The sequence below is a fragment of the Pseudomonas sp. TH37 genome (assembly GCF_016650735.1).
GTDB classification, from domain to species: domain Bacteria; phylum Pseudomonadota; class Gammaproteobacteria; order Pseudomonadales; family Pseudomonadaceae; genus Aquipseudomonas; species Aquipseudomonas farris.
Genome location: NZ_JAEKFD010000004.1, coordinates 289,668 through 310,651 on the forward strand (window position 1 = coordinate 289,668; position 20,984 = coordinate 310,651).

Genomic DNA, 20,984 nt, shown 5'->3' on the forward strand with positions numbered 1-20,984 from the left:
GTCAGTGGACCGTGACCTGGCCGAGCGCCGGTTTCTGTTCCTGGGCCTGATGCTGTGGCGCATAGACCTGAGTGAAACGCACCGGCGGCAGGTTGAACTGACCCTTTTGCGAGAAACGCACCAGATGACGCAGGCGCAATTCGCCGCTCAGGGCATCCACCGGGATCGCGTAGGCCATTTGCCCCGGTTCGAAACGGGCTTTCTCCAGCGAGGTCGGCTCGGTGCCGGCCTTGCCCATCAGCTTGATGCCCCACGTGGTGCGCTCGACGTCCGCGCCCGGTGGCAGCGGCACTTCGAGCATGCCGTAGCGCAGCGGTTTTGCGGCTTTGCTGGTGATGATCACTTCGTCCAGGTACAGGCTGTCGCTGGACAACGGTTTGCTGCCGACGGCTTCGAGTTTGAATTCAAACGCTTCGTCACCCGGCACCAGACGCGACAGACGACGAGTGATGGTCACGGCCATCGGGTCCACCGGCGGTTGCTTGCTCTGGAAGCTCAACGCGGCGCGAAGCGGGCGTTCTTGCTCCCCGGTCAGCGACAACACTGCCGGCACAGGCGAAGCGCCCTGCCACGTCCAATACATCTCACCGGTATCACCGTACTTTTTCTTCCAGCCTTCACCCGGTGCCAGCGCGATGGTGGGTGAAGCCTGCTCGATGCTGCGTTGCAGCCAGGTCAGCGCCAAGGCGCGTTCCAGGGTCGATTGCTGTGGCAACAGGCGTTGCAACAACGCCTGAGCGTGAACCTGATCGAAGGCTTGCAGCGACAGGTTCAGCGCTTCGACAAACGGCTGAGAGCTGGCGGCCACTTGTTGTTGCGCAGCCTCCAATTGACCATTGAACGCCGACGGCAGATTGACCTTGGCCTGACGCGCCATCGATGCGGTCAGCACCCGAGCGCTGGCCAGCCCCAACGCCGAATCCGGATCGCTCATGACCAGGCTCTCTGCGCCATCGTCCATCATGCTCGCCGCATGGCCTTCGCCGGCTTTCACCAAGTCGTCGATCAAACCGCTGAGCAGCGTGTTCACCGGCAATTGCATCTGCTTGGCAAACGACAGAATCAACGCCCGCTGCAACAGCGGCGTGTTCTGCGACTGCTTGGCGTACACCTCCAGCACCCGCTGCCAATGCTCCGGCGGCAGGCTCAGTTCCAGCGCTTTGCTGGCATGCCAGTCGGCGTAATAGGCGTACGCGGTGAGGAACGCATCCGGCTCACCGTCGTAACCCCACCAGGTGAAGCTCGCCGACGGGCCGGCCATTTGCACCAGCCGCAGGCGGCTGTTCTGCATGATCAAACGCAAGCGATCGCGGATCTGCGGGTTCGACGACAAGGTCGGATAAGCGATGCTCAACGGCAGCAAACGACTGGCGGTCTGTTCGACACCGCCGTACGGATAGCTCAGCAAATCATCAAGCGCCGAACGGAATAGCGCTTGCGGACTGTCATCCAGGCGCAGGCGAATATCCGTGGCGTCGGCCGGCAAGGTCAGCGGCGTATCACCGCTGGCCACGTCCAGGCTTTGGCTCTGAGTCACCTGCCAGCCTTCGCCGGTAGCGGTCAGGCGCACGGCCAGGGCATCAGCGGTTTTGCCGTCCTGCACCAGCTCGGCGGTCCACTCGCCATTGGCCACTGTGAACGCCGGTAATGCGATGTAGTTGATGCCGTTGTTCAACGTGACCGGCACCCGTTGTTCGGCGCCACCGTAATGAATTACCAGCTCAGCCTTGACCGGTTTCTCGGCCTGACTGAAAGCGAACACACCGAGATCCGGTTTGTCGCTGTTGCGGAATTTGGTCGGGCCGCTCCACTTCAGGTACAGCGGTTTTTCCGAGCGAACAAATTGCTTCTTCTGCCCGACCTGACCGTCATCGGCAATGGCCCGGGCGGTAATGCGCCAGCGGGTCAGCGAGTCCGGCATTTTGAAGGTAAAGCGGGTTTTGCCATTCGCATCGGTGATCAGTTCAGGCTGCCACGCGGCGGTGTCGACGTCTTCGCGACGTGGCCGCTCCAACACTTTGACGCCGCGCTCGCTGCGGTTGGCTTTACCCGGTGCGCCTGGGCTGCCCGGCAATGCCACGTCGTAGCTGATGAACGACAAACTGGCGCTGGTGCGCACGTTGTTGCGGCGCGGGTGATAGAAGAATTGGTCGATGGTCGGCGCGACTTCCGGTTGCAGCGCGTAGACCATTTCATCGACCACACTGACCGTCAGGTGCGCCGGAATCGGCTTGCCGGCGAACTGGGTGGTCAGGTCAACCGACACGGTATCGCCCGGCTGATACGCCTCTTTATCGGTGGTGATGGCCACGTCGATTTGCGGCGCAACCACTTTGATGCCGGCGTTCTGGAAGCTGTATTGGCCACCCTTGGTGTAAAGAACCGAGAACGTCAGGTTTGGCGCGAAGTTGTCCTTCACCAGGATGCGCGCGCGGTATTGGGTGTCGCTGAGTTTTTCCATCTTCAGCCAGTCGCTGCCCTTGGACAGCAGCGCGGTGGCCTCGACCTTGTCACGCTCAAGCGACAACAGCGCATCGATGATCGGCTCGGGGAAAGTGATCAACGCGAGGGCTTCGTCGCCCGCCTTGTACTCGGGTTTATCGAGGACGATTTCCACGGTGCCGGGCACGGCTTTGACGCCGTCGCCAGTGACCGAATGACCGGTCGCGCCAAGTACGCGGCCATGGTCATCTTTCAGCGTCAGGTTGTAAGTGCCCGGACGGTCGAAGGCCAGGGTGAAGCCTTTATCTTTGGCGGCAAGTTTACCTTCGCCAGTGGTTTGATCTTCGAGTCGCACCCAGCTGTAGCTGCTCGGGTTGACCGCTTTGCTCTGCTCGCTGCCACCTTCGTTGGCGTAGCTGAATGCAACCTTGCCGCCCACTGCGCTGAACCGTTGAGGCGCGCTCAAGCGGAAACTGGCGGCGCCACGGTCGATGAGGATTTCCTTGGTGGTCTTGACCCGATACGCCGCGCCATCGCTGGCGAACACGGTGAGCATGTAGCGGCTAGGTTTCTCGGCGGCGGGCAGATCGAGGCTCGCGTTGCCCTTGGAATCGGTGGTCAGTTCGGCGCTGGTCAGCTCCACCGGGAATTGCCCGAGGTATTGCAGCTCATTATCGACCATCGACAGTTGCTGGGCGCGCAGGCTCAGGCTCAACTTGGCGTTGGCCACCGGTTTACCGTCCGGGTACAGCAGCACCAGACTGCCCTTCACCGGTTCGCCGGTGCGGTAATCCTGCTTGGCCAGGTTCAGGGAAATTTCGAAGTGCGGCTTGATGTATTCAGCGACACGGAAGGCACTGCTGTAGGCCTGATCCTTGTAGCTGAAACGCAGTTCATAACCGCCCGCCACCGCGTTGTCCGGCAACTGGAAACGGTCCTGAGTGCCGGCCTTGGAATCGAGCTTCAGCGCCAACGATTGCAGTGCGGTGCCCGTGGCATCGAGCACAGTGACGTTGACGTCGGCAGCGGTCGGTGCCACGGAATCCCGTGCATTCTTGAACTCGCGGCCGACGATTTTCAGCGACACCCAATCCCCCGGCCGATACAGCGGTCGGTCAGTGAACGCATAGAGTTTGGTGTCGTAGATCTCACTGTCGTAATAGAAGTTCTCGGAGACGAACACCCCGCCCTCTTCGTCCTCGCCAATCACGAATGAACGCTCCGGGCTGACGTGTTTCAGACGCAGCAAACCATCGGCATCAGTCGCGCCACTGCTCATCACACCCAGGCCGTCGGTCCACAGCACATTGACCTTGGGCACCGAACTGCCTTCGTGTTTGCGCGCGGCCCATACCAGCAATTCATCGCCAGCAATCTTGCTCACGGCCACGGTGTTGGAAACGAAAACCATGGTGGTCGCGCGGTACTTGCCGATCAGCGCTTCCACCAGATACAGGCCCGGCTTCAGGTTGCCCAACGGGATGTACACGTTGCCCGGCGAGACACTGACGAACTCGCTGGAAGAACCGGCCAGGTTCACGCCCTCAGGCGGCTGGATCGGTTTGGCTTGCCACAGCGGATAACGGAATTGACTGACCACCGGCAGGCCCGGAATCAACGCGAATTGCGGCTGAGCGTCGTAGGGTGTTGGCGCGGCGATGGCGGTGCCCATCTTCAGTTCCGGCACTTCCTCGGTGACTTGTTTGCGCGACTCGTAGGAAAACGCCCGCTGCATCACCCGACGGGATTTGCGGTACCAGTTGTCCCACAGGTACGCGAGGGTATTCGACAGGCCTTCGCCCTTGAACTGGCCATCGCTGACCACGCGGTGCAGGTTCTTCTGACGCTTGAGGAAATCCAGCGGCTTGTCGATGCGATACACGCGAATGTCCGCGCCGCCGTAAGGCTCCATGCGGAACCGGCGGTAATCGCGGCCCGGCGCTTCGAGGCGAACCATCGCCTGCTCGTCGCTGGCGAAACTGCTGTCGGCCAGCAGGAAAAAGCTTTCACCGGCCACCGGCGTGTAGCCGCTTGGCTCGACGGTGTCTTCGGCGTTCACCGCCGAAAAAGGCAGCAGTAATACCAATAGCAGAGGCAGAAAACGCAGCATGCGGGCACCGATCATTGGGAGAGGAAGTTCAGTCGATAGACGCCGATGAAGTTGGGGTTGGCTGCGTCGGGTATCCATCGGGTGTCCTTCCATGTCATGAGTTGTTGCAGGCTTGCGGAGCGCATGCCGTTGTCAGTGGGGGTGGTAGTGCCGGTGTGATAGGCGATGAAGCGGCCCATCCAGATCATCAGGTGCTGGTCGTCGCCCTGATCGAAAAACATCAAGTCGCCGGGCCGGGCCTGGGCCAGATCGCGGCCGACCAGATGACTGTTGAACTGAATCAGTTTGATCGCGTTGACGTAGGGCCCGACCTTGCCGCCGCCCTGCTGCCATTGCTGGGCGAGGCCGCGTTGGACATCGCTCAGTTGCAGTTCCGGCGGCAGGTAGCGATTGGACAGGCCATTGCTGCGCAGCCATTTGTCGTCATGAACCTTCAGCGCTTCGTTGGCGGCAAACCGCACCAGCCCGGCGCAGTCCTGCTGATACCAGCGCGGGCTCGGGCCTTGGGTCAGTTGTTCCTGGGCGATGCGCACGAACCAGGCGCGGAATACCTGGGATTGCTGCGGGTCGAGCGCCGGGGCTTCGCTGGCAAAGGTGCGAGTCCCCAGCAACAACGCCAGCAGGCCGAGGCCTCGGATGAGTGCGGTCACAGGGCTTTCCACTCCAGCGGCAGCCACTGCCAATGGCCGTCGGGCTCGCTGCCTTTGGGCAAGGTCAGGGCATATTTGCCATAGCCGCCGAGGGTGCGCAGTTTCGGAATCAGGTAGGTTTGCGCGGCGTTGTAAAACACCGGCTCCATGTCCTGCGGCAGGCTGTCGAGGGTTTCCTGTTGCATCAGCTGCGCCATGGAATCCGGGCCGAAATAGATCGGCATCAGCAGGTCTTTCGGCAGCACGTCAGCCAGCGGCGGGAAACGTTTGTCGAGAGTGCCGAGGGCTTTGTCGACCAGTTTGTCGTCGAGGGAGAACAGCAGCGTCGAACCGTGACGCGCCAGACTTACGCGCATAAAGGCTTTGCCGGTGATCGCATCCGGTTGCTCGGCATCGTTGGCCTTATAGGTGCCGAAGTTGGAGCTGACCTGACGCTGCCACTGATGGGTCTGGCCTTCCTGTTTTTCGACCACCGGGAACGCATGATCGGCGACGTTGCCTTCGTAGGCGCCGACCATCGAGCCGAACAGGTTGCCCAGATCGCCGTCGAGTTTGGCGCTGTCATCGTCATTCAGGCTGGCCACCAGCAGCGGCGTGTACAGCCGCGAATCGGCGTACCAGCACAAGCCGGCGGCACCGGCCATGTGTTCGGTCAGGGCCTGGGCCACGGCGTCGTCGGCACCGAGTTTCACCAGCAGCGGTTTCTGTTGTTCGGCGGCCAGTGGCAAGGCCACGCAGGCGCTGGCGCCCATCGGCATGGCTTGCCAGATCGGTTTGAAGTCGAAGTCCGGCTGGTTTTCCAGTTCGTCCATCGCGAGGAAGCTGTGCCAGCCTTTGTCGTCCATGTCGAAACGCAGGCCGGCGAAATTCGGGATGAAGCGCTGGTAACCCATGGCCAAAACGCTGGAATTGACCGAGAGACGCTGTTTTACCTCGGGCGTACGCGGTGGCAGGCCGAAGGCTTCGGGGAACAGTTTCTGGCCGCCAAGCAACGCTTCCAGGGATTCCGTCGAGACCATGCCGGGCTCATCGACCGGGCCGTGTCCGGCCTCGTACAGCTTCGCCGGGTTGGACAACACCACCAGTTTGTCGCCATGGGACGCGAACAGCAGCGCTTTGCTGTTGTTGTAAGTGAGCTGATACAGCGGCACCACATCGCCTGCGACCTTGATTTCACTGCGCTGGCTCAGCTGCGTATCATCCAGCGCCACTTTCGCCAGCGGCTCCAGCACCTTGGCCAGCCCGCCGCGATCCATCACCAACAGGAAATCCTTGAGACGCCCATCCGCCCCGCGCCACAGCGCCACATCCGCTGGTTGATCGAACAGCTGCTCGATCAGGTTGTCCTGCAACTTCAGGTCATGCTCGTAAATGATCCGCCGCAGACTGCCAATCAAACCGAGACGGTCGGCGTGGGCTTCGTAATAGAAGACGAAATCTTCGGTCAGGGTTTCCTTGAGAAACGGCACCGCCAGCAGATCCTTTGGCAGTTGGCTCAGGGAGTGGGTTTCGAGCAAACCGTCCGGCCGGCTCATGCCCAGTTTGTCACTGGCCAGTTCCGCAGGCGGAGCCTTGGGTTTGTTCAGGAACCACCCTAACCCGCCCGCCACGCCGGCGACCAGGCACAGCCCGACCAGCAGCGCCGGCCAGCGACGGGAAACGTTGGCAGCAGGTACGTCGGCGGCCGGAGAAGCAGTGTTATCACTCATGTTCACAAACCCAATTCATCCGTGGTGCGGGATGTTTAATAGTTGAAAGTCTTGACCAGCAGCAGGTCGCCGATCGCCCGCAAAGGCACGATGAAGGTCTCGCGTTTTTCGTCGACGGTGTTTTCGTTGAGCACCAGATTGATTTGCGAGGTGATCACCTCGTTCTGGTTGCTGGTCTCATCGAAGTTATAGCCGCCGCTGCCGAAGTTGCCCCAATAGTTCACGTAAACCAGATAAGTGCCATGCATCGGCGCGGTCATGGTGAACATTTCCGGGCCGGGGCCATCGACCCCGTCCGGGTCCAGGCCGCCGCCGTTGCTCATCGCCGGGCGGGCCCAGAACGCATGCTGGCCGTCGGGGGTAATGATGTGCAGATCGAGTTCGGCCTTGGGATCGTCCCAACCGAGCACCACGCGAATTCGCGCCGGCGTGCGCAGGTTGTTGGCTTCATAGAATTGAACGCGCTTGAGCGACTTGCCTTCGGAACTGCGCACTTCGACGCTGTTGGACCCGGCGCCGAACGCATACGGCCGGGCAAAACGTCCTTGGTCGTCGGTGTACAAATTCAGGGGATTGCCGTTGACCGCCAGGCTGTGCGGCGGTCGGAGCGTGCCGAGGGCCTTGAGCTGACCTTCGATCATTGTGCGATTGCGCTGCACGCCCCGATCGATGGGCGGTGTGGGATAGGCGACTCGAGGATTTTCACTGCGGTCCAGCAGGCCGTGATAGCGCCAGCCGCCCACCGGTTCCGACAACTCGGCCGTGGGCTCGGCCCATGCCACCTGGGCGCAGACCAGCGTGATCAGCAGTGAAAGAACACAACGCATGTAACGCCTCCTGCCATGCATAACGAAACCTGGCGCCCGATCCTCGGCGCGTTATTTGATCTGACTGCTGGGCCTTCGGGCTCAAAAAATGAGGGGCCAGAAGCTAATGCCAGTAAGTTAAGCCGTAATGCTATCTGTAGCAGCTGGCGAAGCCTGCGTTCGGCTGCGTAGCAGTCGTAAAATCAGCCACTGCGGTGCGTCGGGCGGACCACGTTGCACGATTCACGACTGCTTCGCAGCCGAACGCAGCCTTCGGCAGCTGCTACAAGGAAATGCTGCGCGGCTGAAATTGCTTAACTGACTGGCATTAGGCCAGAGGCCGGCAATATAACATTGCCAGCAGTGCAGTTTTCCGATCTTTTTGTGAACCAGCCGCGCTTTTTTCCCGATAACCCGATCGTCGCCCCCGCCACCCTCTCGCGCATTCCGGGTCTTTAATGGTTGCAGGATTCCAAGCCACCGCAACCCTCTGCGCACGCATCGGGAGACTCGTCATGAAAATCGTCGTCATCGGCGGCACCGGGCTGATCGGCAGACACCTCTGCAAAAACCTGCAAGACCTGGGGCATGAAACCCTGGCCGCGTCGCCAAGCACCGGCGTCAACGCCCTCACCGGCGAAGGACTGCAAACCGCTTTGCAAGGCGCCGATGTGGTGGTCGACGTAGCCAACTCGCCCTCCTTCGAAGACGCTGCCGTGCTCGAATTCTTCGAAACCTCCGGGCGTAACCTGCTCGCCGCCGAGAAAACCGCAGGCGTCAAACACCATGTCGCCCTGTCGGTAGTGGGCACCGAGCGCATGCTCGACAGCGGTTACTTCCGGGCGAAAATGGCGCAGGAAAAACTCATCAAGGACTCAGGCATCCCCTACACCCTATTGCGGGCCACGCAGTTCTTCGAATTCATCGGGGCGATTTCGCACTCGGGCGTGCAGGAAGGCGACACCGTGCGTTTGACTTCCGCCGAGCTGCAACCGATTGCCGCGGTCGATGTCGCGACGGCACTGGCGAAAATCGCCGTGCAGGCGCCGAGCAACCAGACATTAGAGGTCGCAGGACCTGAGCGCTGGCCGCTGGTGGAATTCGTGCGCCTGTTTTTGCAACACACCAACGACCCGCGCCAAGCCCAAGCGGACGACACGGTCCCCTACTTCGGTGCGCCTATCGATGACCATTCGCTCACGCCGGGAGAGCACCCCATCATCGGACCGACGCGCTTCGAGACCTGGCTCAAGAGCAGCGCTTGATACTCAAACGAGGCCCTACACCAACCGCTCAATCTTCTGATGCTGCCAGACCATTTTGTAATACAGCGTCTGCAGGATCAGCATGCCCAGATAAGCCACCGGAAACGCCATCCAGACACCTTGCAGCCCGAAGCGCGCATCCAGCAGATACGCCACCGGCAATTGCACCCCGACCACGCAAACGATCGAAACCGCCACCGGCACCAACACCGTGCCGCTGGCGCGCATGATGCCGCCGACAATCGCCTGAAAACCAAACACCAACAGGCTCCAGAGCATGATGTGCAACAGGTGTTCCGCCATCGCCCGCGTAGAATCATCCGTGAGGAACAACCCCAGCAACCAGTGCGACAGCAGATAACCCAACATCACCAAACCACCGGTCAGGCACACGTTGATCAAAAGTCCCGTGCGCAAAATCGGCCCCATACGCTCGATGCGCCCGGCCCCGATGGCTTGCGCGCCGAGGATCGATGCCGTGATCGCAATCGACAGCGCCGGGAACTGCACGTAATTGACGATCTGCGTCACCGCCCCATACGCCGCCGTTGCCTGAGAACCGTGCTGGTTCACCAGCGCCAGAATCACCAGCTCCGACACCGACAGCACCACCATCTGCAACCCGGTCGGCAGCCCGATGCGCAACACCTTGCCGAGGATCTCCAGATCCAGCCGCATCGCCGCAAACATCTCCCGATCCGGCGCCAACGGATGCCCCTTGCTAATCAACCGCCACGCCAGCCACCCCATCGCCGACAAGTTACCCGCCAACCCCGCCCACGCCGCACTCTGAATTCCCATCGGCGGCAACCCCAACCACCCGAGAATCAACGCCGGCGTCAGCGCCAGCCCGACACACGTCGACACCACCAGCGCCAACAACGGCGACACCGTATCACTCACCCCACGCAGCAACTGCGTGAACAACACAAACACCAACAGCGACGGCAAGATCCACATCATCACATGCGCATACGCCACCGCATCGTCCAGCACATCCACCGGAGTACCCAAACCCTGCAACGCCGGCCGGGCAAACACACTGCCCAACACCGCCGCCGCCAACCCGATCATCGCCCCCAACAGCAACGTCGAACCAGCAATCGCCTTCACCAGATGCAACTCGCGAGCGCCCCAGGCTTGACCGATCAACACCCCGGCACCCGCGCCGAGGCCGATGACCAGGGCGATGAAAAAGAACACCACGGGGAACATGCCCGATACCGCCGCGAGAGCCTGGGTGCCGAGCAATTGGCCGATGTAGATGCTGTTGATCGTGCCCGACATGGATTGGAGGAAATTGGAGAGGACCATGGGGGCGAGGAATAGGAGGTAGGTTTGCCAGAGGGGGTGTTGGGAGGTGGGGGTTTGCATTGAGGTTCCGTCTCGGGTGGGGGCTGGCGTTTGGGAAATTCTACGCTAAGGGGCTGGGAACGACGCGCTCGAATTTTGCGGATTTGGGTAGCCTGAGTATTGTTTGCTTTCAACAAGCAGCGGCTAATGGAACGTCGTTTGTAGTGGATTGAGCCCTGGATTGCGCAAATATGCAGTCAGCAATTGACTTCACCTAGCGAGACCGCCATACCTGTTTTTTCCAATGTGGCGGAGGTTAATCTGACCATGGTGCAAGTGGATGCAAACCTGATTACTGACTGGCAAACATTCCACAGTGTTTTCGCAGAAAAGTTCGGTTTCCCTGGCTTCTACGGCCGCAATATGGACGCCTGGGTAGATTGTCTTTCGTACCTCGATGACCCTAGCGCAGAAATGTCGTCTATCCACGTTCAACGCGGACAAACGCTTTCATTGGTCATCGACAATGCCCAGAGCTTCAAACATCGCTGCCCTGAACAATTTGAAGCGCTTGTGGAATGCGCAGCTTTTGTGAACTGGCGAATCGTCGTTGCTGGCGGCACCCCACTCCTGGCACTTGCTTTCAATGTTTAAGTGCCCGCCCAGAGGTGTTATCAACGACTGCGAAGGGGCGAAGGTTGACCGTCCTGACAGGCGGCTTTCGGCCAAAAGTGGACGGTGGACATGGTGATGGCAAATGAGTAGTGTCACGGATGCTGCTTTCGACTCTAGAGGGCAGCAGGGCTTGCCGTCATCCATGTCGCGTTTCTCCCTGAGCAATGTCGCATTTACCGCGACCACCTCTAAGCTAGACAAGGACTTACAGGACGACAAGGAACGTTATACGACACGCCATCGCGACATGGCATGTCACCTAATAGTAGTTACACGCTTGCAAGGAATCGCAATGATCACCGTCTATGGAATTGACTACAATTTAAATGCCAAAAAAGCACAGATGTCCGATGTGCTACATAATTGCATGACTACTGTTCTTGGGTTACCCGAAGACAAGCGTGCTCACCGTTTCGTCCCGCTAGATAAAACTAATTTTTATTACCCTGGCGGTAGATCTGAAAAATACACAGTAATCGAAATAAGCATGATTTCTGGGCGAACGAAAGAAACAAAAAAGAAGCTCATAAAGCAAATATTTACAGCCTTTGAGCGAAACTTGGCTATAAATCCGGTTGACGTTGAAATCACAATATTTGAGCAGCCAAGTCATTGCTGGGGATTCCGAGGGATCACAGGCGATGAGGCAACCTTGAGTTACAGGGTTAACGTATAACAAGCCGTTCGCTTCGCTCTCTGGGACCGCGTGCCGCGGCTCCTTAACCTAAACGTCAGGCAGTCATGAATATTGTAAGCGTCCGGTAATACGCCTTCTTGAGGCCATCGCTTAATGATCAATTGCACTGACTTGAGCACCCGTTCGCATTTATTAACTAACCCAGCGTTTGCATCGAACTTCAACGCTCAGTAAACAGCATCGGCAGAGGACGACCCATAGCTGCCCTTCACAAAGGGCAGCTAGCGGCCAACAGCGGACGTTTGTGAGGAGGCTATTTCCAGTAAGGTTTGGCTATCCTACCCTGCCATGGAGTAAAGAATGATAATGTTCTAGTCATCGTTACTTGAGCATATGCCCGCGCATAAATTTTTTCTCACGGACTTTTAAAATGGATACGATTTTCACCCTAAATGCAAGAGGAAATGTTTTCCTCGAAGTAACTAGCGATGCTTTTGAAATTTCTCAGTCGAGAATGATGACCGAAATTCAATCTATGTTTCAAAATACCGTTCGTGATCTTAAGAAGAGCGGCGTGGACTATGCAAACCTAAAAACAGCGCTAGTTCCATCTTTAGAGCATAACGAAATTGGACTTGTTTTCGATTCAACGGCAATAGAATCTAGCAGTTATGGTCGCGAGGCAATGCAGGCGATTTTACCTTTTCTGGATCCTAGAAGCACACAGAGTATTCTCGCTGGAGACCTCGTCGCGAGCAACGAAAAACAAGAACTTGTATTCAATCTACTCTGTGAGAACTTGATCCTTACAAAATCGTTCGAATATAAACACAGCAACCTTCTTTTTTGCGTGTATTTAACGAATGTCACCGATGCGTCTTTGGAGAGAATCCATGAAGGGTTAAAATCATTTTCAGCGTATCTGGGATTCATTCCGACCACTTACGCTTCCTCAGCAAAGGCCTACCTTTCTACTATTTTAGTAAATGTATGCATAAAACGAGAGAACCTGATCATTCTCCCTCATGAGGATGATCGGTCGAACGATGAAAATATTAATATCACATTCTATCCATTTGAGGATCTTGGATTTCAAATACGGAGCATTCAATCGCACGACTTCAGCCACTTCCTTAGCTATAAAATCGAACGGCCGACTTGGCCAGGATTCGAGACAGATACGCACTTCTCACTCAATGCAATTTCCGGTGTGGTATCTCCGTTAGCAGACATGGATATTCAAATAGAAGACGCAAAATATGAGTATTTAATAAAAGCAGGGAAACTGATAAAAGGTGATCTTGTTGAACTTGACAAAGTACAACTGGCGAATCTAATACGGTCGAAAATTGAAGCAAGCTATATATATAATCTTCGCTACTTGAAAGATCTTGATGTGAAAATATTCAACGTCGTAATTGAGGTTCCACGATCCGCGTCAGGCCGCATCGCCCGCATGAATGTTGCTCTAGAGTATAAGCCTGATGATCATCTTCTCAGGATGATCACACTCTACTAGTCGGTTTCTGACCCAGAATTGCCCATGGTGATGCTAGCCATACCGAAAACAGGTTGGCGCTGGCGTCTACGGGCCTCCTAGGAGCTTCTTCGCAATCTCACCAGTTTCCTCAACCGATTTTTCTTCGACTTCTCCGAACTCAGTTCCAACGCTCTTAAAAGTGCCCGCAATATGGAAATGGACGTGACTGATTGCTGGTCTGGCAGGAACCCCATTGTTCTGCCAACCGGTCACTACTGGCAGCTTTTGGCCGCTCTCTACCTGTCATCACCGGCATCAATCGACCCTAAGCGGTCGTTGTTGGCTGCAATCGATCTCTCGCACACAAAGCGCCAAACATCGGTTACCGCCGATGATCTGGCTAAAGCCTCAGGTCTACGGAAGGACAGCCAGTTCTGCGAAACGGCAGCGGTCGTTTACGACTTCAGCCCCAGCCGCGCCGGTGAGCATGCTCGCAACTTCCTGCAAGACTGGAAAGGCAAGCTGGTCTGTGATGATTTTGGCGATTACAAGGCCAGCTTCGAACTCGGCGTGACCGAGATCGGTTGCATGGCACATGCCCGGCGCAAGTTCTTCGAACTGCACTCCACCAACAAGAGCATGCTCGCCAAGCAGGCGCTGCGCTATATCCAACTGCTGACGAAATCGAAAGTGAGATCCGCGACCTGGAGCCGGATTTACGACGCCGAATACGGCAGGAAAAAGCCGTACCGGTGATGGATGCGCTGCAGGCCTGGATGATCGCCCAGCGCGATCTCGTGCCTGAAGGCTCGGCTATTAGTCGAGCGCTGGATTACAGCCTGAAACGCTGGGCAGCGCTGTCGCGCTACCTCGATGACGGGGCCGTTCCCATTGACAATAATTGGTGCGAGCACCAAATCCGACCGTGGGCGTTGGGGCGCAAGAACTGGCTCTTTGCTGGTTCGCTGCGCAGCGGCAAACGGGCGGCGGCGATCATGAGTTTGATCCAGTCGGCGCGACTGAATGGTCATGATCCGTATGCCTATCTGAAGGATGTTCTCACGCGCCTGCCGACGCAACGGGCGAGTGATATTGCGGAGCTGCTGCCGCATAAGTGACAACCGGTTTAGTTACGCAAGGCGTGATGGCCGGACGCATACCGACCATCAGCCGGGAGCTGCGCCGCAATCGAGATGCCTGCGGTGGCTACTCGGCCCGCGTAGCCCAGCAGCAGATGCACGCCCGCCGCCAGGTTTGTCGACCGATGTGAAAGCTGTTGCCGGGTAGCGAGCGCTTCGAGTTGGTGGCCCATATGCTGCGTGAGCGTTTGTCTCCCGAGCAGATTGCCGGCAAGCTGCGCAGCATGAACATTCCCAGCCTCAGAGATGCCTACGTCTGTCGCGAGACGATCTATAACGCGATCTATGCCTTGCCGGTCGGCGAGCTGCGTAAGGAGCTGATCATCTGCCTGCGCCAAAGCAAGACGACGCGCAGACCGCGTTCTGGCGGCGTGGATCGGCGCGGCCAGATTCCCTAGATGGTCAGCATCCACGTGCGCCCGCCGGAGATTGAAGACCGTCTGATGCCGGGGCATTGGTGTCGATTGTTCTCCCCGATTGTTCAAAAACGGAGCCCAACGGGCTCCGTCTACTGCGCGCTCGCGCCTAGGGTTAGTTGGCATCCTCCAGCCGCACTTGCCGATTTTCCAGGAATTCCAGCACCTTCTGCCGATCATCGGTGCCGAGCTGATCCAGCGCCGCGTTGACGTCCGACAACCAGAGGTTGTGCAAGCTGCTGCGGACGCTGTTATCCAGAATCAGGCGCTTCTGGTAGAGCCAGAAATTCGACCAGTCGGGCCAGTCGGGCAAGCCGTCAGACGCCTTGTTGGGGTTGCCGGTGCGCATGAACTGGGCCAGGTACTGGGTGAACTTGTCGGACAGCGCCGTGCGCTGACTCTGAGTGGCGCTGCTGCTCATAAAGCGCATCAGGTCCTGCTGCGGCGCCAGCGGGAAGTTGCCGAACATAAAGGGGATGTCCATACCATGCACCCCGCCGAAGGCCTCCTTCCAGGGTGCCGGGGCATCGTCCCAGTCGAAGTTGTAGCGGTAGATATTGCCCTGCAGCAGGCGCAGATAGCGGCAGATATTGTCCACCGTCAGGTCTATACCCAGGCTGAGGGCGCGGTGCACCGGGCGGTAGCTCGGGTAGAGCTCCGGTTTGACCACATCGGTGATGCTCAGGTTGGCCGGGTTCTGGTTGTTGACCATATCCCACATCTGCGCGTGATTCGGCTTGAAGTAGCCCAGCAGTTCACCGGCGAAATAGCTGCCCTCATCCTTGGTGGTGCCCAGAATCATCGGCACCTGGTTGTAGCCGCCGGTGATCAGGTCGGCGTAACCGGCCCAGGGGATCACCGTGCCGTCGGTAAAGTGGCCCATCACCACCGGCGACGGCGTGTGCCGCACTATGTCTGCCGCCGGCAGGCCGCGCAGAAAGGCGCGAATCCAGCTGGCACTCTGCTTCTGGCGAAACGCGGCCGCCTGCAGCTTGTCGCCGGCGTAGCCCTTCTCGATCAGCAACTGGTCGAGCATGGCGTTGGACTGCAGCTGGCCCAGTGAGGTCGGGTAGGCATTGGGCAGGCCCGACATGCAGATCATGCGGTCAACCAAGGCCTCCGCCAGCGGCGACTGCAACAGGCCCCAGGCGTTGATGCAACCGGCCGACTGCCCAGCGATGGTGACGCTATTGGGGTTGCCGCCAAACTGGCCGATATTGTCGCGCACCCACTCCAGGCCCTTGATCAGGTCCAGGGTGAGGAAGTTGCCGGAATTATCCAGGGCATCGCCATCCTGCAGGGCGCTGTTGTACAGCCAGCCCAGACTGCCGACCCGGTAGTTAACCGACACCACGATGGCGTTCGCGTTACGGGCGAAATTGGCGCCGTTATACAGCAACTCGGAAGCGGCGCCCTTGAGGTTGGAGCCGCCGTGAATCCAGAACAGCACCGGCAGGTTGCTTTCCGTGCTCTTCGGCCGCCAGACGTTGAGGTACAGGCAATCCTCCGAGCCGATGGGCTGACCGAAGGTGGCGGGATTCGGCGCGCCGAAGAAGCTGCCCAATTGCGAACAGATGCTGGAGAACTGGCTGGCGTCGCGGACGCCGCTCCAGCCCGCCGGGTCGCGCGGTGCACGCCAGCGCAGATCATCCAGCGGCGGCGCCGCATAAGGAATGGCGCGCCAGGATTGGGTGTTGTTGACATCGGCCACTCCTTGCACCTGGGCGCCCATCAGGGAGTTAATGGCGCGGGTCAGCGACTGGCTGTCGGCAGCCTGCACGCCGCCGGCCAGGGCAGCCAGCAACATCAGGGTGCTGCCACGCAGGCAGCCGCGAATAAGCGCTATCGATATCCTTTTCATGCCTGTTGCCTAGGTCTGGGCCGCTGCTGATCAGCGGAGTTAGGGGCAGTGTAGTGGTCTAATGAAACCGGACACCCATTTAGGCGAGAATGCTCGCCAGATCGAGGTGTCAGATGACCAAACAACGCCGTTCCTTTTCTGCTGAATTCAAACGCGAGGCTGCCGACCTCGTGCTCAAGCAAAACTACAGCTACATCGAAGCCAGCCGTTCACTCGGCGTCGGCGAGTCGGCGCTACGCCGCTGGGTTGAGCAGGTTCAGAAGGAACGCCAAGGCGTCACCCCGCAAAGCAAAGCGCTGACCCCGGAACAGCAAAAAATTCAGGAGTTGGAAGCCCGGATCGCCCGCCTTGAACGGGAAAAATCGATATTAAAAAGGCTACCGCGCTCTTGATGTCGGAAGATCACGAGCGTACGCGCTGATCAAACAGCTTAGTGTCCATGAGCCGATTGATTGGCTGTGCAAAGTGTTTGAGATCAATCGATCAAGTTATTACGCCCACCGCCTCAAGCGCCGAATGCCTGATGTCGAACGGCTTCGGCTGCGCAGTCGGGTGAGCGAGTTGTTTTCACAAAGTCTCAGCGCTGCCGGCAGCCGTAGCATTCTCTCGTTGATGCGTGACGATGGTGAGCAACTCGGTCGGTTCAAAGTGCGCAGCTTGATGCGTGAGCTTGAGCTCGTGAGCAAAAAGCCAGGTTCTCATGCCTATAAACGAGCGACAGTCGAACGGTTGGATATCCCGAACATCTTGAATCGGGAGTTCGATGTCCCGGCAGCCAACCAGGTGTGGTGCGGCGACATCACCTACATTTGGGCCCAGGGGAAATGGCACTATCTGGCGGTCGTGCTGGATCTTTGCGCGCGCCGGGTGGTGGGCTGGGCGTTGTCGGAGAAGCCGGACGCCGAGCTGGTTATCAAGGCGCTGGATATGGCTTACGAGCAACGAGGAAGGCCTCAGGGTCTGCTGTTTCACTCGGATCAAGGGTCGCAGGGCGAATTCAACCGGTCGTTGCAACACCTTGATCGAGGTGTTTATGGGACGACCTGCAGGATGGATGCAAAAATTGACGGGCCGTGGAGCAATGCGTTCTCCAGGCGCGCCGTCACTTCGTAATGAGATCGAGCGGCTGTTTTGGGTACAGATCGCGACCGGCATCACAAGCGAAAAGGCAGCACAGACCGTTGGCGTATCAACAGCGGTAGGCACACGCTGGTTTCGTCATCGGGGCGGGATGCCATTATTCATGTCGGACCACATATCAGGACGGTACTTATCGTTCGCAGAGCGAGAAGAGATTGGGCTGCTTCGGGCGCAAAGTGTTGGCGTTCGTGAGATTGCCCGTCGCCTTGGACGCAGCCCATCGACAATTTCACGGGAACTGACACGTAATGCTGCAACTCGTTGCGGTCGGCTTGAGTATCGAGCTTCAGTCGCGCAATGGAAGGCAGAACTGGTGGCCAAGAGGCCAAAGCCAGCGAAACTGGCCACTAACCCGCGACTGCATCAATACGTACGAGACCGTCTTGAGGGTAAGGTTCAAGACGCCGATGGTTGTGAGATTGCTGGGCCTCGACAAGCGCCCTTCAAAGGCCGAAACAAACCACATCGCAGTGACCGTAAATGGGTCAATGGCTGGTCGCCCGAACAGATTACCAACCGGCTCCAGATCGATTTTCCGGACGATGAATCCATGCGCATCTCTCACGAAGCCATATATCAGGCCCTTTATATTCAGGGGCGAGGTGCTCTCAAGCGCGAACTGGTGAGCTGCCTGCGCACAGGGCGCGCATTGCGCGTGCCGAGAGCCAGAGCGCAGGCCAAAGCGTGGGCACACGTCAGCGAAGATGTCATGATCTCCAGTCGGCCTGCTGAGGTGGAAGACCGGGCTGTACCCGGGCATTGGGAGGGCGACCTTATCATCGGTTTGAACCGATCCGCGATTGGAACGCTGGTCGAGCGCTCAACTCGATTCACCATGCTCGTCCATCTGCCTCGTGAAGAAGGCTACGGGCTAATTCCTCGGACGAAGAACGGGCCGGCTCTTGCTGGCTACGGGGCTGTTAGCATGGCCAACGCACTGAAGAAAACAGTGAATGACCTTCCTGTTGAACTGTGGCGATCTTTGACATGGGATCGAGGTAAAGAGCTGTCAGATCACGCTCGATTTACAATCGAATCCGGAGTGAAGGTTTTCTTTGCTGACCCCCATAGTCCATGGCAGCGCGGTACGAACGAAAATACGAACGGTCTTCTACGGCAATACTTCCCGAAAGGTACCGATCTGTCTCGATGGGGAGCCCAGGAGATCCAAGCCGTAGCTCATGTGCTGAACACGAGACCCCGGAAAACACTCGGTTGGAAAACACCTGCCGAAGCATTGAATGAGTATCTAAAATCTGTCCAACAATCCAGTGTTGCGACGACCGGTTGAATTCGCCCAGGTATGCGAGTCGTTTATTTCGCCAGCGATTGTGGCGTTATCGCATGCGCCAGAGCATGAGTCGCAGGGGGAATTGCTGGGACAACGCGCCAATGGAGCGCGTGTTCCGCAGCTTGAAAACGGAATGGATACCGGCCACGGGTTACAGAACGGCTCAAGAAGCCCAGCGCGATATCAGCCACTTCTTGATGCATCGGTACAACTGGGTTCGCCCCCATCAATTCAACGGCGGGCTGGCGCCAGCTCGGGCCGAAGAAAAACTTAACGTCGTGTCCGGGATTAGTTGACCACTACAGAATAGACAGTAAGCGATGTTGTTGGCGCCTTCGGCTGGTAGAAAGTAGCCGTGGTGGTTCCCTCCCATACGGTTCACCACACGAATCCAATGGCGAGAATAGCTTTCGAAAGCAGGGATCTGGTAGGGATCGATTACATACCTGACGTGGCAAGTGATCACTGGATCATTCCTTTGAAAATGGGGAAAACGCTATTCTACACATGCCCTAAGCGGAGTCGTCGATGGCAGCTTTGGGTCGGCTGCCGCCCTTCGTAACCGGTCGTTATCGACCGAACGTAAGGAGGTAGGAACCTTTAAGGCCAGCCCTCCCACAACTCAGCAGCCACCTGCGAGCATTGCTACGTCCAGTAATCGACCTGATGATGCCAGCCGCTCGACAGAAATCGCAATTCAATCCCGAGCAATCTTGTCATTTGCCAAGGCTTAGGGCAGGGTCGATACCACTGAGATCTCTGCCAAAGGAGTCACCCCATGTCAAAGATATATCCCAGTATCGATCCCGAGGGGCTGGTCGAGTACTCAGTGGTCTACACCGACCGCTCGCTCAACCACATGTCGCAGTCATTTCAAGGCGTGATGAAGAACATTTCCAGGACCCTGAAACAGGTCTACAACGCCCAGGCTGTTGCTGTGGTCCCGGGCAGCGGCACATTCGGCATGGAAGCGGTTGCGCGACAGTTTGCCACCGACAAGCAATGCCTGGTGATACGCAACGGCTGGTTCAGTTATCGCTGGAGCCAGATCCTTGAGATGGGCAACATCCCGGCGGCCACCACGGTGCTGAAAGCCCGACCGGTCGACACTGGTCGCCAGGCTGCCTACGCCCCACCCCCTCTGGACGAAGTGCTGGCAGCCATTCAGGCGCAGAAGCCGCAGATTGTCTTCGCCCCCCACGTTGAAACCTCATCAGGGATTATCCTGCCCGACGAGTACCTGCGGGCCGTCGGCGACGCCGTGCATGCGGTGGGTGGCCTGTTCGTGCTGGACTGCATCGCCTCAGGCACGCTTTGGGTTGATATGCAGAAATGCGCAGTCGACCTGCTGATCAGTGCACCGCAGAAAGGCTGGAGCGCCTCCCCTTGCTGCGCCCTGGTGATGCTCAGTTCTTTGGCCCTCGAGCGCATCGAACAGACGCATAGCAGCAGCTTTGCCTGCGACCTGAAAAAGTGGCTTCAGATCATGCAGGCCTACGAACAGGGTGGACATGCCTACCATGCGACCATGCCCAGCGATTCCCTCGCGCGATTTAACGAAGTGATGAAAGAGACGCAAGCCTACGGTTTCGACAAGGTCCGCGGCGAACAACAGGCGCTGGGCGATCGGGTGCGCGCAATGTTGATCGGCAAAGGCATCAAAAGCGTGGCCGCTGCCGGCTTTCAGGCCCCTGGCGTAGTGGTGAGCTACACCGATGATGCCGACATCAAGAGCGGTAAGAAATTTGCCAACCACGGCCTACAGATCGCCGCCGGAGTGCCGTTGCAATGCGACGAACCGGCCGACTTCCAGACCTTCCGCATCGGTCTGTTCGGACTAGAAAAGCTGCACAATATCGAGCGCACGGTCAGCACCCTCGAGCAGGCACTGGACGAGGTGATGGTTAACTAAGCCCTCATCTTGCCCGCAGCACATACCGAACTTGTGAATTCTAGAAAGGTATCCTGCCCTAGGCACTGCCGGCCCATTGCGCTTTGTGAAGTAGTCGTCGGTTGCAGCGACGCCCTCAATTAGAGCGATGATCTGATGCTTCATTTGAGGTGCTTCCA

General features: G+C 58.1%; 14 protein-coding genes and 5 pseudogenes. 12 read left to right on the forward strand and 7 right to left on the reverse strand.

Features of this window, described 5'->3' with window-relative positions; genetic code table 11:
• Position 1: 1 nt before the first annotated feature.
• From JFU11_RS13315 to JFU11_RS13330, 4 genes are read right to left on the reverse strand one after another with little or no spacing between them, the layout of a single operon-like run.
• Complete coding sequence (locus JFU11_RS13315) at positions 2-4,567, reverse strand: alpha-2-macroglobulin (RefSeq protein WP_201060859.1); 4,566 nt, start codon at positions 4,565-4,567, stop codon at positions 2-4.
• Positions 4,564-5,175 (reverse strand): DUF1175 family protein, encoded by a 612-nt coding sequence (locus tag JFU11_RS13320; protein WP_201087413.1) that lies wholly within the window; start codon positions 5,173-5,175, stop codon positions 4,564-4,566. Before JFU11_RS13320 ends, JFU11_RS13315 begins: the two co-directional genes overlap by 4 nt.
• Positions 5,176-5,198: 23 nt before the next feature.
• Positions 5,199-6,911 (reverse strand): DUF2138 domain-containing protein, encoded by a 1,713-nt coding sequence (locus JFU11_RS13325; protein WP_201060860.1) that lies wholly within the window; start codon positions 6,909-6,911, stop codon positions 5,199-5,201.
• Between the two features lie 35 nt (positions 6,912-6,946).
• Positions 6,947-7,738 carry a DUF2135 domain-containing protein gene (locus JFU11_RS13330; protein ID WP_008008415.1) on the reverse strand — a complete coding sequence of 264 codons (792 nt, stop codon included), beginning with the start codon at positions 7,736-7,738 and terminating at the stop codon, positions 6,947-6,949.
• Positions 7,739-8,232: 494 nt separating this feature from the next.
• On the opposite strand from JFU11_RS13330, the gene JFU11_RS13335 reads away from it, so the two are divergent.
• Positions 8,233-8,982, forward strand: a complete 750-nt coding sequence (locus tag JFU11_RS13335; RefSeq protein WP_201060861.1) for an SDR family oxidoreductase — start codon at positions 8,233-8,235, stop codon at positions 8,980-8,982.
• 15 nt (positions 8,983-8,997) lie between these two features.
• Here the strand turns inward: JFU11_RS13335 and JFU11_RS13340 are convergent, their stop codons facing one another.
• Entirely contained in the window at positions 8,998-10,356 is a 1,359-nt protein-coding gene (locus JFU11_RS13340) for an MATE family efflux transporter (protein WP_201060862.1), read from the reverse strand.
• Between the two features lie 183 nt (positions 10,357-10,539).
• On the opposite strand from JFU11_RS13340, the gene JFU11_RS13345 reads away from it, so the two are divergent.
• The 7 genes and pseudogenes from JFU11_RS13345 to JFU11_RS13365 form a co-directional block, all read left to right on the forward strand.
• Positions 10,540-10,929: a barstar family protein gene (locus tag JFU11_RS13345; RefSeq protein WP_201060863.1), complete on the forward strand. Its 390-nt coding sequence runs from the start codon at positions 10,540-10,542 to the stop codon at positions 10,927-10,929.
• Positions 10,930-11,032: 103 nt separating this feature from the next.
• On the forward strand, positions 11,033-11,626 hold the full coding sequence (locus JFU11_RS28100; RefSeq protein ID WP_201087404.1) for a tautomerase family protein: 594 nt from the start codon (positions 11,033-11,035) through the stop codon (positions 11,624-11,626).
• A 391-nt stretch (positions 11,627-12,017) separates the two neighbouring features.
• Entirely contained in the window at positions 12,018-13,106 is a 1,089-nt protein-coding gene (locus JFU11_RS13355) for a hypothetical protein (protein ID WP_201060864.1), read from the forward strand.
• 177 nt (positions 13,107-13,283) lie between these two features.
• On the forward strand, positions 13,284-13,823 hold the full coding sequence (locus JFU11_RS28105) for a transposase (protein ID WP_274610040.1): 540 nt from the start codon (positions 13,284-13,286) through the stop codon (positions 13,821-13,823).
• Positions 13,715-13,987: pseudogene (locus tag JFU11_RS28290) on the forward strand (transposase); the annotation flags it as partial. The gene JFU11_RS28105 and the pseudogene JFU11_RS28290, both read left to right, overlap by 109 nt.
• 75 nt (positions 13,988-14,062) lie before the next feature.
• Positions 14,063-14,185 carry a transposase domain-containing protein gene (locus JFU11_RS28110; RefSeq protein WP_242483608.1) on the forward strand — a complete coding sequence of 41 codons (123 nt, stop codon included), beginning with the start codon at positions 14,063-14,065 and terminating at the stop codon, positions 14,183-14,185.
• 44 nt (positions 14,186-14,229) lie between these two features.
• A pseudogene (locus tag JFU11_RS13365) lies at positions 14,230-14,664 on the forward strand (IS30 family transposase); the annotation flags it as partial.
• A 73-nt stretch (positions 14,665-14,737) separates the two neighbouring features.
• On the opposite strand, the gene JFU11_RS13370 reads toward JFU11_RS13365, so the two are convergent.
• A complete protein-coding gene (locus tag JFU11_RS13370) occupies positions 14,738-16,483 on the reverse strand; it encodes a carboxylesterase family protein (RefSeq protein WP_201060865.1) in 1,746 nt (581 codons plus the stop codon).
• A 113-nt stretch (positions 16,484-16,596) separates the two neighbouring features.
• Between JFU11_RS13370 and JFU11_RS13375 the strand changes: the two are divergent.
• The 3 genes and pseudogenes from JFU11_RS13375 to JFU11_RS13385 form a co-directional block, all read left to right on the forward strand.
• A pseudogene (locus tag JFU11_RS13375) lies at positions 16,597-17,596 on the forward strand (IS3 family transposase).
• The gene (locus tag JFU11_RS13380) at positions 17,538-18,914 is read left to right on the forward strand and encodes an IS30 family transposase (RefSeq protein ID WP_201060866.1); all 1,377 of its coding nucleotides are present in this window, start codon (positions 17,538-17,540) and stop codon (positions 18,912-18,914) included. Before JFU11_RS13375 ends, JFU11_RS13380 begins: the two are co-directional and overlap by 59 nt.
• An 8-nt stretch (positions 18,915-18,922) precedes the next feature.
• Positions 18,923-19,210, forward strand: a pseudogene (locus tag JFU11_RS13385) (integrase core domain-containing protein); the annotation flags it as partial.
• A gap of 8 nt (positions 19,211-19,218) precedes the next feature.
• On the opposite strand, the pseudogene JFU11_RS13390 reads toward JFU11_RS13385, so the two are convergent.
• Positions 19,219-19,380: pseudogene (locus JFU11_RS13390) on the reverse strand (NIPSNAP family protein); the annotation flags it as partial.
• Positions 19,381-19,692: 312 nt separating this feature from the next.
• Here JFU11_RS13390 and JFU11_RS13395 point away from each other — a divergent pair.
• Complete coding sequence (locus JFU11_RS13395; protein WP_201060868.1) at positions 19,693-20,826, forward strand: aminotransferase class V-fold PLP-dependent enzyme; 1,134 nt, start codon at positions 19,693-19,695, stop codon at positions 20,824-20,826.
• Positions 20,827-20,984 lie beyond the last annotated feature (158 nt).